16 protein-coding genes are annotated in these 14,955 nt (G+C 35.0%); 3 read left to right on the forward strand and 13 right to left on the reverse strand.

The features are described 5' to 3' along the window. Positions 1-53: 53 nt before the first annotated feature. The 6 genes from LUA91_RS19260 to LUA91_RS19285 all read right to left on the reverse strand — a co-directional run bounded on the left by LUA91_RS19260 (position 54) and on the right by LUA91_RS19285 (position 4,623). Positions 54-725: a fatty acid desaturase gene (locus LUA91_RS19260; RefSeq protein ID WP_255717834.1), complete on the reverse strand. Its 672-nt coding sequence runs from the start codon at positions 723-725 to the stop codon at positions 54-56. Positions 726-795: 70 nt separating this feature from the next. Continuing rightward, on the reverse strand, positions 796-1,644 hold the full coding sequence (locus LUA91_RS19265) for a 4-hydroxy-3-methylbut-2-enyl diphosphate reductase (protein ID WP_231427743.1): 849 nt from the start codon (positions 1,642-1,644) through the stop codon (positions 796-798). A gap of 12 nt (positions 1,645-1,656) precedes the next feature. Then, positions 1,657-2,331: a carotenoid biosynthesis protein gene (locus tag LUA91_RS19270; RefSeq protein ID WP_231427744.1), complete on the reverse strand. Its 675-nt coding sequence runs from the start codon at positions 2,329-2,331 to the stop codon at positions 1,657-1,659. Beyond that, positions 2,301-3,398: a glycosyltransferase family 2 protein gene (locus tag LUA91_RS19275; RefSeq protein WP_231427745.1), complete on the reverse strand. Its 1,098-nt coding sequence runs from the start codon at positions 3,396-3,398 to the stop codon at positions 2,301-2,303. The genes LUA91_RS19270 and LUA91_RS19275 overlap by 31 nt, the downstream gene beginning before the upstream one ends. Beyond that, positions 3,395-4,018: a lysophospholipid acyltransferase family protein gene (locus LUA91_RS19280; RefSeq protein ID WP_231427746.1), complete on the reverse strand. Its 624-nt coding sequence runs from the start codon at positions 4,016-4,018 to the stop codon at positions 3,395-3,397. The genes LUA91_RS19275 and LUA91_RS19280 overlap by 4 nt, the downstream gene beginning before the upstream one ends. A 98-nt stretch (positions 4,019-4,116) precedes the next feature. Then, positions 4,117-4,623 (reverse strand): phosphoribosyltransferase family protein, encoded by a 507-nt coding sequence (locus LUA91_RS19285; RefSeq protein WP_231427747.1) that lies wholly within the window; start codon positions 4,621-4,623, stop codon positions 4,117-4,119. 128 nt (positions 4,624-4,751) lie between these two features. Here LUA91_RS19285 and LUA91_RS19290 point away from each other — a divergent pair, with 128 nt between their 5' ends. Then, a complete protein-coding gene (locus LUA91_RS19290) occupies positions 4,752-5,456 on the forward strand; it encodes a head GIN domain-containing protein (protein WP_231427748.1) in 705 nt (234 codons plus the stop codon). Positions 5,457-5,594: 138 nt separating this feature from the next. Here LUA91_RS19290 and LUA91_RS19295 read toward each other — a convergent pair whose 3' ends face one another. From LUA91_RS19295 to LUA91_RS19305, 3 genes are all read right to left on the reverse strand, one after another. Beyond that, positions 5,595-6,002, reverse strand: coding sequence for a hypothetical protein (locus LUA91_RS19295; RefSeq protein WP_231427749.1), 408 nt, complete (start codon positions 6,000-6,002; stop codon positions 5,595-5,597). A 93-nt stretch (positions 6,003-6,095) separates the two neighbouring features. Next, positions 6,096-7,505: a 23S rRNA (uracil(1939)-C(5))-methyltransferase RlmD gene (rlmD, locus tag LUA91_RS19300; protein WP_231427750.1), complete on the reverse strand. Its 1,410-nt coding sequence runs from the start codon at positions 7,503-7,505 to the stop codon at positions 6,096-6,098. Between the two features lie 177 nt (positions 7,506-7,682). After that, positions 7,683-7,793 carry a phenylalanyl-tRNA synthetase subunit alpha gene (locus LUA91_RS19305; protein ID WP_231427751.1) on the reverse strand — a complete coding sequence of 37 codons (111 nt, stop codon included), beginning with the start codon at positions 7,791-7,793 and terminating at the stop codon, positions 7,683-7,685. Between the two features lie 490 nt (positions 7,794-8,283). On the opposite strand from LUA91_RS19305, the gene LUA91_RS19310 reads away from it, so the two are divergent. Further along, positions 8,284-9,987, forward strand: a complete 1,704-nt coding sequence (locus LUA91_RS19310) for a M28 family peptidase (protein WP_231427752.1) — start codon at positions 8,284-8,286, stop codon at positions 9,985-9,987. A 1-nt stretch (position 9,988) separates the two neighbouring features. Beyond that, the gene (gene crtD / locus LUA91_RS19315; protein ID WP_231427753.1) at positions 9,989-11,470 is read left to right on the forward strand and encodes a 1-hydroxycarotenoid 3,4-desaturase CrtD; all 1,482 of its coding nucleotides are present in this window, start codon (positions 9,989-9,991) and stop codon (positions 11,468-11,470) included. A gap of 20 nt (positions 11,471-11,490) precedes the next feature. On the opposite strand, the gene LUA91_RS19320 is transcribed toward crtD, so the two are convergent. The 4 genes from LUA91_RS19320 to LUA91_RS19335 all read right to left on the reverse strand — a co-directional run bounded on the left by LUA91_RS19320 (position 11,491) and on the right by LUA91_RS19335 (position 14,859). Beyond that, positions 11,491-12,036 carry a shikimate kinase gene (locus tag LUA91_RS19320; protein ID WP_231427754.1) on the reverse strand — a complete coding sequence of 182 codons (546 nt, stop codon included), beginning with the start codon at positions 12,034-12,036 and terminating at the stop codon, positions 11,491-11,493. Positions 12,037-12,103: 67 nt separating this feature from the next. After that, positions 12,104-13,159 (reverse strand): ABC transporter permease, encoded by a 1,056-nt coding sequence (locus LUA91_RS19325; RefSeq protein WP_231427755.1) that lies wholly within the window; start codon positions 13,157-13,159, stop codon positions 12,104-12,106. Further along, positions 13,159-14,310: a BT_3928 family protein gene (locus tag LUA91_RS19330; RefSeq protein ID WP_231427756.1), complete on the reverse strand. Its 1,152-nt coding sequence runs from the start codon at positions 14,308-14,310 to the stop codon at positions 13,159-13,161. The genes LUA91_RS19325 and LUA91_RS19330 overlap by 1 nt, the downstream gene beginning before the upstream one ends. Before the next feature lie 3 nt (positions 14,311-14,313). Further along, entirely contained in the window at positions 14,314-14,859 is a 546-nt protein-coding gene (locus LUA91_RS19335) for a DUF1599 domain-containing protein (RefSeq protein ID WP_231427757.1), read from the reverse strand. Positions 14,860-14,955 lie beyond the last annotated feature (96 nt).

The raw sequence follows: 14,955 nt of genomic DNA on the forward strand, positions 1-14,955 counted from the left end.
TTTTTAGTATCAAGTATTAAGTATTTACTATCAAGATTTGGTAAAAAGCGATTTTATTTCGTTTTATACAATTGCCACCAAGGCATACCAGGTTTTTGGTGATGCTCTAAATGATATCCAAAAAAATAACAGGTAATAAAAGCTACAAAATGGTTTTTATTTAAGGTTGATGCATGATATTCGTTATCGTGTTCGCCTTTGTGTGGCAAGTACGTTCCAAAATAAAACAATTGAAAAGTACTGAGCAGAGATGGCAAAACCCAAAAAAACAGGAGATTTTGTTCATTAACCCAAATATTAAGTACGTTATAAGCAATAGCCATAATTACCAACTGTATGATGGTAACATAATTCATCATAAAACGTAAATACCATTTCCAAAAGCCATGCGGTGCAAAATCAGGATCTGCATCAGTATGCACATGGCTATGATGCTTGTGGTGCTTACTATATAATCGGTTATAAAAAAAACCGGCATAGAGGAAAACAGATAGATAGCCGAAAAAATTATTAATGGTTCTGTTAGATGAAATGGTACCATGCATGGCATCATGAGCCGTGATGAACAAACCTGTGTAAAGATGCATTTGTACAAACACCATGAGGTAAACTAATGGATTACTCCACTCAAAATTCCATCTCAATAAAAAAAAAAGGGAGATGAACCAGCAAGTGATTACAGCTAATGCAACTAAAACTCCAGAATATGGGTTGACATTTTTCAATTTACTATTAATCTGTTATGAGGTATTCGATTAAACAGCCTGAAACGAAAATTGATTTAGAAAGTTGCGATTAATATCGTTCTAGTTCTGCTTTTACTTTTTCCATTAACCACATCGGTGTTGATGTTGCACCACAGATGCCAACTTTATCATTTGGAGCGAACCAATTTTGATCCAGTTCTTCAACATTGGAAATAAAATAACTGTTATCGTTATATTTTTTGCAAACATCGTAAAGCACTTTCCCGTTTGAAGATTTTTTACCCGATACGAATACAATTTTATCGTAATGGTTTACAAAATTTTCCAATTCTTCGTAACGATTAGAAACTTGTCTGCAAATGGTATCGTTCGCTTTAACATCATAACCTCGGCTCAATAACTCATCTTTAATATGATAAAATTTATCGGTGCTTTTTGTGGTTTGACTATATAAAGTGAATTTAGAAGGCAATTCAATATGATCAAGCTCAGCTAAATCCTGAAAAACAATTGCCTTTCCATCGGTTTGCCCTTGTAAGCCAATTACTTCGGCATGGCCATGTTTCCCGAAAATTAAAACCTGTTCTTCATCATCATGAGAATTTTTAATCCGGTTTTGAAGTTTTAATACCACCGGACAAGATGCATCAATAAGGGTTAGGTTATTTTCTAAAGCCAATTGATAAGTAGATGGTGCTTCGCCATGCGCTCTGATTAACACTTTTTCGTTTTTCAGATCTTTCAAAAAATCATGATCGATGATTTTTAAACCGCGGTTGGTTAATCTCTCAACTTCCTCATCATTGTGAACAATATCGCCAAGACAATATAAATATCCTTCGCTATCTAAAATATCTTCTGCCATTTCGATAGCATAAACTACGCCGAAGCAAAAGCCTGAAGATTTATCGATGTTGACTTGTAAGTTAAAACCCATTGCAGTGCAAAATTAAGCAAAAATATTTGTTCCGGTTGTCATGTACAAGACAACAAAAAAGATAAGTTGTGAAGTAAACATCGTAATGCCAATATACTTCTGTTGTTTTAAGCCCAATGCATAATAAAACTTTAGCAATATAACCGAAACAATAAACCATGCTACAAAATTTTGGCCAGGTATTTCATGCCAATCCCATTGCCAGTAATCAAATTTCATGGCCACTGGCTCTAAAAAATAATCGAAAATAATTAACACAACTGCTCCAATTAACGATGCCAAAATGCTGTTTCTGATTTTAAAGCTCTTCATCATTTGGCCAACACTAAATATAAGGATTACCCAATTTACGCCCATTAAAAGTGGAACAGCCGCAATTTTATAACCTAAAGTATCGCCATAATAATAGCTGCCAAATATTTTCCCGGTATGAACGCCTAAAACCTCTACCAGATAGCCACAAAGAAAAACCCCAGAAACAAATAGCAATAAGCGCTTAATGTTTGCATTGTAAGAGAAAATAATCACAGCAAACATTAACAATAAATGAAAAGGAACCATCTTCATAAAATATGGCTGTGCTACCGGAATTAAAAAACCAACCAGACCTACCAAATGAAAAATGATGATTACAGCAACTGCAATTTTCTTAATTTTTAAATCGCTTTGATCGATCTGCCCTTCCATGTACCTTTTTTAAATATGTGTTTTTGTATTGATATAAATGCAATAATCAAGAAGAATAACATCTGTAAGGGATGTAAAACCAAATTAATCAAAACATTCTGCCCTGATAAATACGAGATCATCATTCGGCTTAAAACTATTAATGTAATTGGTAATACAAGTAAACCGACATTAAAGTTTAAGATTAAAATTACTGGCCCAATAATTACCAAAAGCAGGTAAAATAGCAATATTAAAATGTTATTACCAAAGCCTGCCAACAAGTTTTTACTAAAACCGTTTAAACTTTCTTCTAAGTTGTTGTACATCCTGCAATGAATCAGGTTATTGCCCAACAATGCCTCGGCAGCATATTCTTTCTGTTTCACTAATTTAATAATTTCTACATCTTCTACCACCTGATTTTTTACCTGTTCATGCCATTGGTTATCCCTATACTTTCTGGCGTTAAAAAACATGCACTGTCCGCTGGCTGCAGAAAAAGCAGGATTGGCAGAAAACTTAACCAATCGCAAGGGCAATAAATTTAACAGGATAAAATGCATTAAAGGAACGGTTAATTTCTCTCCGATGGTTTTCATCACCTGATTAGTAAAAACACTTAGCAAGGCCAGGTTCCCTTTTTCCATACGTGAGATTAAACTGTTAATTAATCCTCTCTCAATAGATTCGTCGGCATCTATAAAAAGTAAATATTTTCCGGTGGCTAATGCTGCCAACTGATAGCAGGCATAATTTTTTCCCAACCAGCCTAGGGCTAGATCTTTCCCGCTAACAATTTTAAAATTTGAGTTCTTTTCGCAAAAAGTTTCAACCAATTGATAAGTATTATCACTGCTATCATCATCAAGAACGATAACTTCATAATTTGAATAATCCTGAGCCTTTATTGATTCGAGTAAATAAATAATATTATCGGCTTCATTACGAGCTGGAATAAGGATAGAAACCTCATCATGATAATGCTTTAATACACGAGGCAATTTGGGGTTGGAAAGAAAATTAAACACAGTTACCGAAAACCTGATCACCATGAAAATCAGTACGGCATAAATAAAAATTGTCATTCAGTAATTTGTGTTTGTTTAACAAGCGATTGATCGTAATGTTTATTGTATTCGCTTTTTAACAGCTGCAAACTTACATATTCCTCATTTTCCCAATTTTGAAGATAGGTGTAGGCTGAAGGTTTTCTTTCTGAGAAATAATCGATGAAAATAGCTGCGAAAATAATGTTTAGTTTTTTCTGGCTGGAATTGATTACTTGCATTACTCCCTTTTCGAACTTAATATTCTTTTCATGATTGGAGTGCAATTTTCCCTGGGGAAAAATTAATACTAAATTTTGAGGATCATCTAACAATTTACCAGCATAAGCTAAAGTCTCTAATACATCTTTACCTTTATTTTCAGGCGCAAATGCACCCAAATATTTTAAAAAGCCAACTTTGCGGTAATTTTCGGCATTAACCAAAACATGAAACTGCTTTTTGAAAACTTTTTTGTTGAGATAAAAGATTAAAAAACCATCCCACCAGCTAAAATGATTGCATAAAACTAAAATGGAAGCATCTGAATTGATGACCGCATCATCATGATTGAATTTTGAGAAATCTTTTTTGATGATGAATTGAATGTACCAAGAGAAAAAGTTATAAATGAAAGAATTTTTCTTGGGATAATACATGGCTGAAAGTTGCAAAAAAATGGGGTTAATTGCAAATTAATCGTACTAAACCGAAATTGTCAAGATTTATCCTGCCTCATTCCATCCTACAACTTAAGCTAGCTCAAATAAACCCGATCTTCTTCTCCCTCCACATCCATCACAACATCTACATGTTCTTTTAGTATGGTTGCCAATTCAAGTCCAACAAAATCAGTAGCGATTGGAAAAATTTTATGACTTCTATCTACCAGAACGACTGTACGAATCTTTTTATGTGGTGTATTCAGGAAAACACCTAAACCATAAGCTAAAGTTTTACCGCTGTTTAATACATCATCAACAATGATAACCACTTTATTTTTCCAATGGCTTTCGTCTAAATCTGTTTTGGCAACAAGCTTACTGCTTTCCTTTTGAAGATCGATGCGTAACAGGGTCAATTTAAAATCAGATATTTTTTTCAGCACCTTCTCCAAACGTACTGCCAATTTATATCCACGATCCCAAATTCCAGCCAATACAATTTCTTTTTCATTTAAATTATCTTCCAGAATTTGATAAGCAATACGATCTATTTTCTGCTGAATTTGTTTCTTGTTAAGAATAAGAAGTTGCGATGCCATTGTATATAAAGGTTGAATACAAAAAGAACGATTTTAAGGGTGAAATTCAAACTATTTGAAAAATAATTTCGATTGCTTGCAACGTTTCGGATTACAATGCGTCTAATCAATAACCAAAAACGAAAACCATGAAATTATTCATCAAATCATCCGCCATGTTATTCATCATTGTGAGTAGCTATATGGCGAACGCCCAAGAATCTAAAAATTATCCCGTAAAAAACTTTAATAGTGTTGGTATAAGCAGTGGAATCGATTTGTATTTAACCCAAGGCGGTAGCGAAGCTGTAACTATAAAATCTGACAGTGAAACACTAAAAGATATTGTTGTAGAACAGAACGGAACCAACATTAACATTAAATTTAAAGATGGCATCAATTGGAGCGGCATGTTTAAAAACCGCATTATTAAAGCCTATGTAAATTATAAAACCCTGAATGCAATAGCGGCTTCTGGCGGTTCGGATGTATTTACACAAAATCAATTAAAAACCGACAAATTTGCTATTCGTTCTTCAGGAGGATCAGATTTAAAGTTGAATGTTATATGCAATGATATTACTATCCAATCGAGCGGTGGAAGTGACATTGATTTAAAAGGCAAAGCAGAAAACATGACAATCCAATCGAGCGGTGGAAGTGATATTGATGCTTATGAGTTTGTTACTGAATATGCGAAAGTGCAGGCTTCAGGCGGATCTGATGTGAGCATTTATGTAAATAAAGGCTTGGAAGCTGCGGCAAGTGGTGGTGGTGATGTGAGTTATAAAGGAAATGCCTCACTTAAAAAAACATCAAGTTCAAAAAGTGGCGATGTGCACCACGTAAATTAGAAAGAATTTAGTTTAGTTAATGATAAATCAGCTGCTTTGTGGATGCAAAGCAGCTTTTTTTTTGAAAATGATTACACTGATTTTATGATTATACTTATTATCAACTTTAAAGAAATCAATGGCAAAATCTTAAACCATCTACCTTTTTTTATAGGGATAATAAATGAAGTTAGCTCCTTCTGGAACAACGACAAATACGCACATAAAATCTTCAGGCTTTTTATAAACCTTTAAAAATGGCTCTTTCTTCTCTTTATTGATGATTCCCTTTTCTACAAACTCTTCCAGCGTAGAAGCTTGGATAGTCCAATCGGTATTTAATTCTTCTTTGTTCAAAATTAATTCACCGATATTAACTTCATGTTGATGAGCAATAAAAATAGGATGGGTTGAAATTCCCTCCACCATTATTTCAACAGCTACCTCTTTAATGGCATCGGCATAAAATTCTAAATCCTTTTCTAAACTTACCAAAGGGCTTTCCTGTTTCTTTTGCGGTTGTCCGCTATCTTCGGGCGTTGCGCCTAATAATTCTTCTCTATCCATATTATTGAATTATTGAATTTTGAATGATTGAATGAATGTTTACAGGCGCTTGCCACATTCTATCATTCACTCAATTAAAATTCAATCATTGTATTATTTCAATCTTAACAAAACAACATTCTCTACATGTTGCGTATGCGGAAACATGTCAACAGGTTTAATGCGGGCAACGTCATACTTGGCACTTAAAATTTCCAAATCCCTGGCCTGCGTAGCGGCATTGCAACTTACATAAACAATTTTTTCTGCTTCCATTTCCAATAAACGTTGTACAACATCGGCGTGCATGCCCGCCCTTGGAGGATCAGTTATTACAACATCTGGTTTGCCATGTGCTAATATAAATTCAGCAGTTAGAATATCTTTCATATCGCCAGCATAAAAAATGGTATTGTCAATTCCGTTTAACTGCGAATTAAACTTTGCATCTTCAATAGCCGTTGGTACATATTCTACACCCACCACCTGCTTAACATTTTTGGCTACGAAATTTGCAATTGTTCCGGCACCGGTATATAAATCGTAAACCAGTTCATCACCTTTAAATTCAGCAAAATCGCGTGTGATTTTATATAATTCGAATGCTTGATCGGAGTTGGTTTGATAAAAAGATTTCACACCAATTTTAAAACGAATGCCATCCATTTCTTCGAAAATATGATCGCGACCAGCAAACAACACTACATCCTGATCAAAAATGGTATCATTTTTCTTTTGGTTTACAATATACAATAGCGAAGTAATTTGAGGGAATTCAATTTTTATGAAATTCATTAAGCCATCAATTTGTTCTGGCTCCGGATATGCAAATACCACAGCTACCATTACTTCGCCAGTACTTGAGGTACGAATAATCAAATTACGCAAAACACCTTCGTGATTACGTAAATCGTAAAACGACAAAGCATTTTCCAAGGCATATTTACGAACCGAGTTTCTAATAGCGTTTGAAGGTTCATCTTGCAGATAGCAATGCTCAATATCCAAAATTTTATCAAAGCGCAAAGGAACGTGAAAACCTAGGGCATTCATATCAAAATCTTCATCGCGTTCTACATCAGTTTTTTCCAACCAACGTTTATTTGAAAAAGTAAATTCCAATTTGTTGCGGTAATATCTATTTTTTACCGACCCTAAAATTGGTTCGGCATTCGAAGTATCAACTTTACCAAGACGTTGCAATGCTGCCTCAACATTTTTCTGTTTAAACTTCAATTGAGCATCATAACCCATGTGCTGCCATTTGCAACCACCACAAGTACCAAAATGTTCGCAAAAAGGATCAGTACGCAAAGCTGATTTTTCATGCAACTGATCAATAATCGCTTCAGCAAAATTCTTTTTCTTTTTTGTTAGGCGAACATCAACAACATCGCCAGGAACTGCTTTATCAACAAATATGACCAATTCATCAGCCTTGCCAACTCCCTTTCCTTCTTCAGCAATATCAATTATATGTACGTTTGGAACTATGGTTACCGTACCTGGTTTTCTTCTACTCATTATTTTGCAAAGATAAGCGGAAAAGCTGAAAGACTAAAGCGGAAAGCTAATATCAGAATGAATAGCAATTAAGGAAGAAATAATGAGTGCAGAAAGGTAAGGCAGAAAAGCGAAAATATTGATCACAAAGAATTAATCGAACAAAAATTGTTCGGGCAGAAGAATCGGTATCAAAAATTATTTTCCAAAAAATTTAAATGCTGTTCCCCAAAAACCATCCAGCCAATTAAATTTTAAGTCAAATTTCTCATCTACTTGTACAGAAAACTCTAATATTTCTTTGCTCATGATAAATAAACCTATCTTATTTCACAATAATACAAAATTCATACCGAAAACCGAAACGGTACAAATTAAATTTATGTTAATTTTACATCAATAGGTTAAATCATTAAATCCAATAATATACTGATCGCATCATATTGATTTTTAATGTTTTATTTAATTTATAGAATAAAATTTATAAGCGTTAGTATTCATTGGTTACATTAGCATACTCTGTGGGTGGTATTTCAATTATTTAGGTCTTGTAACATGTTGTGTTGCGGTTAACCAAATTCCAATTTTGCCTTTTACTGTTTTTTCATTAATAACAAACTTGGATTTTCGGCACCTATTCAGAATTGTATTTGTCGGTTTTGGTGCTTTTCTTACTTATTATGTTTTGGGTAGTTGGTTCTTGTTCGCTTTTCGTTGATGAAGATTTGAAACATAAAATGGTAAGCAATACACTTAGTTGGGTCTGAATATTCTTAGTATCTTTCGCTTTTAATTCATAATGAAAATAAAGATTCTTTTTCCAATGCTTCTTGCGGGATTATCTAGTTACGCACAAAACACCACTGATCAATATTTCAAATTGACCAGAAACGGTTTTAATGAAAAAAACGCTTATGAAACTACCGCATTTGTAGAAAAATTTTTCCGCGTACCTGGAAATACAGGTTTTAACGCAAGTATTCATCATGTAGAGAATATTTTGAAGAAAGCTGGTTTTGTTGAGCAAAAACTAAACGAACTGGAAGCTCCACTTACCTATCGGATAGAAAAGCGCCCAATGAAAAACAATACCTGGGAGCCTATTGATGCTAATATTGATATTGTTGGAGAAACTCAACCGCTAATTTCCTTTAAAACGAATCGTAATATGATCCCCATTAATTGTGGGTCGACACCTACAGATGGCGTTACTGCTGAAGTAGTTTTTTTACCTCAAACCACACCAGCTGAATTAGAAAAGTTAGACCTGAAAGGAAAAATACTTTTTTCAGAAAACCATCCATCCAGATTATTAGCGATAGCATCAAAAGCTGGCGCAATTGGTGTTTTGGGTTATGCTATGCCAAAATACACGCAACCAGAAGTTCATCAAACCTCTATTCAGTTTGGCAGCATGAAAGCCAACAGTGAAGTTTGGACTTTACTGTTATCGTATGGGGCTAAGGAAAAACTTAAATCGGCTTGTTTAAAAGGTGCTACAAAGTTGAAAATAAATATTCAAACCAAAATTTATCCGTCAGAAGAATTAACAATTGTTGCCAATGTTAAAGGAAATGTGAAAGCTGATGAACGCTTTGTTTTCAGTGCACATGTGCAGGAACCTGGGGCAAACGATAATGCAAGCGGTGTTGGAACTTTAGCCGAAATGGCAAGATTAACTGCTGAACTTTATCGATCAAAAAAGATTACACCTCAACGAACGCTGACTTTTTTATTGGGAGATGAAATCGTATCGACTCGGAGATATATTACAGAAGATACCGCACGAGCAAAAGGCATTATGTGGGGTATGAGTTTGGATATGGTCGGCGAAGATACCAAAAAAACTGGCGGATCATTCTTAATCGAAAAAATGCCAGACCCATCTGCAATCTGGACAAGAGGAACAGATAAGCATACAGAATGGGGTGCTGGAGATGTGAAAGAAAAGGATCTTTTTCCCCATTATTTCAACGATTTTATTTTCGATATCTGCAAAGCACAAGGCAAATTCGCCAATTGGACGGTAAATTATAATCCTTTTGAAGGCGGAAGTGACCATACGCCATTTCTTCAAAATAAAATCCCAGGCTTATTAATGTGGCATTTTACCGATGTGTTTTATCACACCGATAATGATCGGATAGATAAAGTTTCTGCTATAGAAATGAAAAACGTGGGCATTAGTGGTTTAACAGCTGCGTACACATTAATTTCTGCTGATGAAAATACGGCAACTAAAACAGTATCACAAGTAAAATTAGACGGATTAACTCGTTTAAAAACTGAATTTGAATTAAGTAAAAAAGCAATTTCAGCGGGCAAATCAGCAGCTGAAGAAAAACACATTTTGGAAGTTTGGAGTAAATGGTATATCGATGCATTGGCAACCATTAACAAAATGCCAGTTAAAGCAGAAACTACCCGAGTGGGCTCGGCAATAAAGTTTGCTACGAATGAGATTGAGAAACAAACAAAATTGTATTTGGAGGAGTTGAAATAACATGCCTAAGCCAAAAGCAATTGTTATCGGAGCTGGAATTGCAGGAATTGCTTCTGCAATAAGATTGGCGATAAAAGGTTTTGAAGTGGAAATTTTTGAATCCAATGCTTATGCAGGTGGCAAACTTGCTGAAATAAACCTTCAGGGTTTTAGGTTCGATGCCGGACCGAGTTTGTTTACCATGCCGCAATATGTTGATGAGCTTTTCAAACTGGCTAATAAAAATCCAAAAGATTATTTTGAATATGAGCCACTTGATGAAGTTTGCAGATACTTTTATGAAGATGGGCTGCAACTAACTGCCAATGCCGATATTAATAAGTTTGCTCTTGAGATTGAAAGGAAAACAGAATCTAGTGCAAAAGAAGTTCATCAATTCCTCAAAAAAAGTGAAACCATTTATGAGGTAACCAACAAGGTTTTTTTAGAAAGGTCGCTCCATAAAATAAAAAGTTATTTACATTGGGATACACTTAAATCTGTATTCCGCTTTGGTCAAATCGATGCTTTTAGAACGCAGGCCAAAGCCAACCAAAGCTTTTTTAAAGATAAAAGGATTGTTCAGCTTTTTAACCGATATGCCACTTACAATGGTTCAAATCCATATCAGGCACCAGCAACATTAAACGTAATTCCTCATTTTGAATATCATTTTGGCGCTTTTTTGCCGAAAAAAGGAATGTACAATATCATCACTTCCCTACAAAAATTGGCAGAAGATTTAGGTGTTAAATTTCACTTCAATGCTAAAGTAGAAGAAATTATTTACAAGGCAGATGGTAGAAAGAACAAAGTTGAAGGCATTAAATTTAAAAGTTTAGTTCAAGAGGCAGAGGTTGTTATATGTAATTTGGATGTTTGGTTCACCTACAAAAATTTACTTCCAAAGTTCGATGCTCCACAAAAATTACTTACACAGGAACGAAGTAGCTCTGCACTGATTTTTTATTTGGGAATAAAAGGCACTTATCCGGAATTAGGCCTTCACAACATCTTATTTGCTGAAGATTACCAAGCTGAATTTGATGCAATTTGGAAGGATGCTACAATTTATCATGATCCAACAATCTACATCAACATAACTTCAAAACACATTCTAAATGATGCCCCTGATGGTTGTGAGAATTGGTTTGTAATGATTAATGTTCCTGCAAATAATGGACAAGATTGGGATGAATTGATCCAGGAAGCAAAGAAAAATATTATTAAAAAAATAAATAGAATTTTAAAGAAGGAGATTACTGAACGCATCATTTGTGAGGAAATTTTAGACCCTCGGAGCATAGAATCAAGAACAGGTTCTTATCAAGGTTCACTATATGGAAACAGCTCAAATAATCAGTTTGCTGCATTCTTAAGGCATCCAAACTTCTCCTCAAAAATTAATGGCCTTTATTTTTGTGGTGGAAGCGTACATCCAGGAGGCGGAATCCCTTTGGCATTGTTATCGGCTAAAATAATAGGTCAGGATTTAGTGAATTAACTAATTAAGAATTGAGCCAATTAGCTATTTTTTCTGCTTAATACTTCTTCTAACTTTTCAGCGTCTAAATCAAAGGCATCAACTATTATTTTGGCTTTGGTATAAAATGGTGCTCTCTCCTGAAGTTTAACATTAATAAAATCTAAAAGTTGCTCATCGTTCAAATCCTTTATTAACGGTCGTTTTTGACGGTTATGCAATCTAGAAACCAATGCGGCAGGTTCCATTTGAAGGTAAACTGTTACTCCATTGGCATTCATCCAATCCATATTATCAAAAAAACATGGTAAGCCGCCACCTGTTGCCACTACGCAGGTTGGTGGATAATTGTAGGATTTAAGCATTTCACTTTCATAACTTCTAAAGCCATCTTCACCATAAGCATCGAAAAATTCTGCAATGGTTTTGCCCGATTTGTTTACAATTTCAGTGTCTAAATCAACAACAGGGCATTCTAACCGATGCGCCAATTGTTTGGCCTTCGTACTTTTACCGCAGCCCATGTATCCGATAAGGAAGATTAATCTTTCCGCTCCTAATGGGGAACCTGAATTTTCACTGCTCATATATACTGTATAATTCTTATTCTATTTTCTACTGCCTACATTTTGCTTCTCGTTAAAAAAGTGGAGCTTAAGCCAACTTCACTCGTGGGTCAACGTAAGCATAAAGGATATCAACCAAAATATTAATCACTACAAAAACGAAAGCTATAAATAAAATGGAACCCATTACTACCGGGAAGTCTGACATTTCCAGTGCTGAAACAGTCGTTCTGCCTAAACCATTGTACCCAAAAATGTACTCAACAAAAAAAGATCCCGCCAGTAAGGAAGCAAACCAACCAGAAATTGCTGTAATTACCGGATTCATCGCGTTTTTTAAAGCATGTTTATAAATGATTGTATTCCTACTCAATCCTTTTGCCCTGGCGGTACGAATATAATCTTGCGCCAATACATCAAGCATTGCACTTCTGGTAAGTTGTACAATGATGGCGAGTGGCCTTAAACCTAGTGTAATCATTGGTAACCATAAGTTTCTTAATGTTAAAATTTCTCCACTAAAAGGATCGTAAGAATATAAACTCCCACTCATCTTCAAGCCTGTATAATCGCTTAAAACAAAACCGAAAAGCCAGGCGATGATAATTCCCGCGAAAAAAGATGGTGCCGAAATGCCCAAAATTGCAAAAGCATTGGCTGCTTTATCAATCCAGGAATCTTTATAAACAGCAGACAATACTCCCAGAAAAACACCAATAATAGTCGCAAAAATCATTGCGGTTAAAGCCAAGATAAAAGTATTTGGAACCGTTTCTGAAAGTATAGCCGTTACATCGCGTTTGGTTTGATATGAGCTACGAAGATAAGGCCATTTTAACACAAGTGCCTGTTTATCAAAACTAATCACTTTTACATAATGATATTTAGCTTGCGTTGTGCTGTCATTATTTAAAACACTAATTGGAGAAAGATCGTTAACGTACAATACAAATTGCATCGGTTTCGATCGATCCAAACCGAACTCTTTACGTACAGCTTCTAAAGACTGAACGTCGGCTCTTTGTCCCATTGTCATACGGGCAGGATCGCCAGGCAAAATATTGAATAGCACAAAAACAACGAGTACTACGCCAGCCATCACCAGCATTCCGTACATCAGTTTTTTTATCGCGTATCCAAGCATTATTTATCGAAATATTTTCTACTTAATTGATCAAATGTGGGCACATTATGATAATGCCATTTGTTAACCACCACACCATTTTTTAAAAGAATAACCCCTGGGTTAGCCCTTACCATACTTTTTAACGGAACGGCATCTGCAAAGAAAACTTCAGAAAAAAGATTATTTTTTTTGATAAATGACTCCGCATCCTGTGCCGAATTTGCTGTTAATAATACTGTACGGATATTAAATTGTTTGGTAGCATTTATGGCCAATGCATTTAGCTTACCAATTGCAGGTTGGTTGGTATTATTTAAATCGTAGGCTACGAATACCAAACTGTAATATGGATTTTCAATCAGCTCTTTAGTATAATCTGTACCAGAAGCATCAGTAATTTTTAAATCTTTTATTTTCGGTTCATAACCTTTTTTAACCAAACGCTGTATGGGATCTCCAACAATCTCCCAATTATTATCTTTCCAAATTTCGGTTTTTAGATAAGCCTTATCGCTCATATCTTTTTCCTCTTTGGTTTTTTTATTCACCAAGTGATACATAATCTCATACTCATCAGGCTTTTCTCCTGGCGGAATAACCATTTGTGAAGGTATATGTACACCAACTTTGTAAGGAAGGAAATCGATAATGGGAAGAACATTGTAGGTAAATATTCCAAAACCCAAAGAAATTAAGGTTACGGCAATCGCAATATTTCTTTGTGTAACCTCTTTTTTGAAGAGTGGCTGAATATGCTCTTTGTAATAGAAAATGATAAGAATTAGAACCAGCAAGATCAAATCTTTACTGAACGATTGCCAGGGTGTTAGCGGGATGGCATCGCCGAAACAGCCGCAACTTGTTACTACCTTAAATACTGCTGAAACAAAGGTTAAAAGCGTAAAGAAAATAATCAAAAGCAATAATCCCCAGGCTACCTTTTTACTCCAAAAACCAAGAAGTAAAAGGGCACCAAGTACAATTTCGAGTGTGCATAGCAAAATTGCAATTCCAGTTGCCGCTCCACTTAAAAAATTCATATGGAAAACTTCAAAATATTCTTGCAGTTTATAGCCAAACCCGAGTGGATCATTGGCCTTTATCAAACCTGAAAATATAAAAAGTATGCCGACAAAAAATCTAGAGAAACCTAAGATTATATTTTTCATTATTTATTTTACTCCTAACTTAATTAACGCAAAAACAGAATAATTTAACATATCCTGATAATTTGCCTTCACACCTTCTGATGCTAACGTTTGTCCCTCGTTATCTTCAATCTGCTTCACGCGGAATATTTTCATTAAAATCAAATCGGTTAAAGAACTGATGCGCATATCTCTCCAAGCCTCGCCATAATCGTGGTTTTTAGCAAACATTAAATCTTTGGTTTCCTTAACCTTTTCTTCGAAAGAAGTTTCTACTTGATCGTAAGGCAATTCGTTTGAATCGGCTTCCGTCAATTCCAATTGCATCATCGCAATTACGCAATAGTTTACAATCCCAATGTATTCAGAAGTAATATTCTCCCCTACCAGGCTTACCTTTTTTTCTTCCAAAGTGCGTATGCGTTGGGCTTTGATAAAAATTTGATCAGTAATGGAACTTGGTCTTAATATGCGCCAGGCAGTTCCATAGTCTCTTGTTTTTTTAAGAAATAGTGATCTGCATACGGCGATCACTTCATCAAATTCTATAGCGGTATTTGTTTGTGCCAATTGAAGGAATTATTTAGTTTTAATGTATTTTTGTCCTTAAAGAACAAAAGCTAAAGATACATTTTTAAAGCGAAACCCAAATCCCGGAAGGGTTTA

Origin of the sequence: Pedobacter sp. Leaf250 (assembly GCF_920984735.1) — a bacterium.
Taxonomy (GTDB): Bacteria; Bacteroidota; Bacteroidia; order Sphingobacteriales; family Sphingobacteriaceae; genus Pedobacter.

Coding starts and splice junctions, on each gene's coding strand:
- LUA91_RS19265 (WP_231427743.1), bottom strand. CDS start 1,644: ATGGGTTTTAACTTACAAGTCAACATCGATAAATCTTCAGGCTTTTGC.
- LUA91_RS19270 (WP_231427744.1), bottom strand. CDS start 2,331: ATGGAAGGGCAGATCGATCAAAGCGATTTAAAAATTAAGAAAATTGCA.
- LUA91_RS19275 (WP_231427745.1), bottom strand. CDS start 3,398: ATGACAATTTTTATTTATGCCGTACTGATTTTCATGGTGATCAGGTTT.
- LUA91_RS19280 (WP_231427746.1), bottom strand. CDS start 4,018: ATGTATTATCCCAAGAAAAATTCTTTCATTTATAACTTTTTCTCTTGG.
- LUA91_RS19285 (WP_231427747.1), bottom strand. CDS start 4,623: ATGGCATCGCAACTTCTTATTCTTAACAAGAAACAAATTCAGCAGAAA.
- LUA91_RS19290 (WP_231427748.1), top strand. CDS start 4,752: ATGAAATTATTCATCAAATCATCCGCCATGTTATTCATCATTGTGAGT.
- LUA91_RS19295 (WP_231427749.1), bottom strand. CDS start 6,002: ATGGATAGAGAAGAATTATTAGGCGCAACGCCCGAAGATAGCGGACAA.
- rlmD (WP_231427750.1), bottom strand. CDS start 7,505: ATGAGTAGAAGAAAACCAGGTACGGTAACCATAGTTCCAAACGTACAT.
- LUA91_RS19305 (WP_231427751.1), bottom strand. CDS start 7,793: ATGAGCAAAGAAATATTAGAGTTTTCTGTACAAGTAGATGAGAAATTT.
- LUA91_RS19310 (WP_231427752.1), top strand. CDS start 8,284: ATGAAAATAAAGATTCTTTTTCCAATGCTTCTTGCGGGATTATCTAGT.
- crtD (WP_231427753.1), top strand. CDS start 9,989: ATGCCTAAGCCAAAAGCAATTGTTATCGGAGCTGGAATTGCAGGAATT.
- LUA91_RS19320 (WP_231427754.1), bottom strand. CDS start 12,036: ATGAGCAGTGAAAATTCAGGTTCCCCATTAGGAGCGGAAAGATTAATC.
- LUA91_RS19325 (WP_231427755.1), bottom strand. CDS start 13,159: ATGCTTGGATACGCGATAAAAAAACTGATGTACGGAATGCTGGTGATG.
- LUA91_RS19330 (WP_231427756.1), bottom strand. CDS start 14,310: ATGAAAAATATAATCTTAGGTTTCTCTAGATTTTTTGTCGGCATACTT.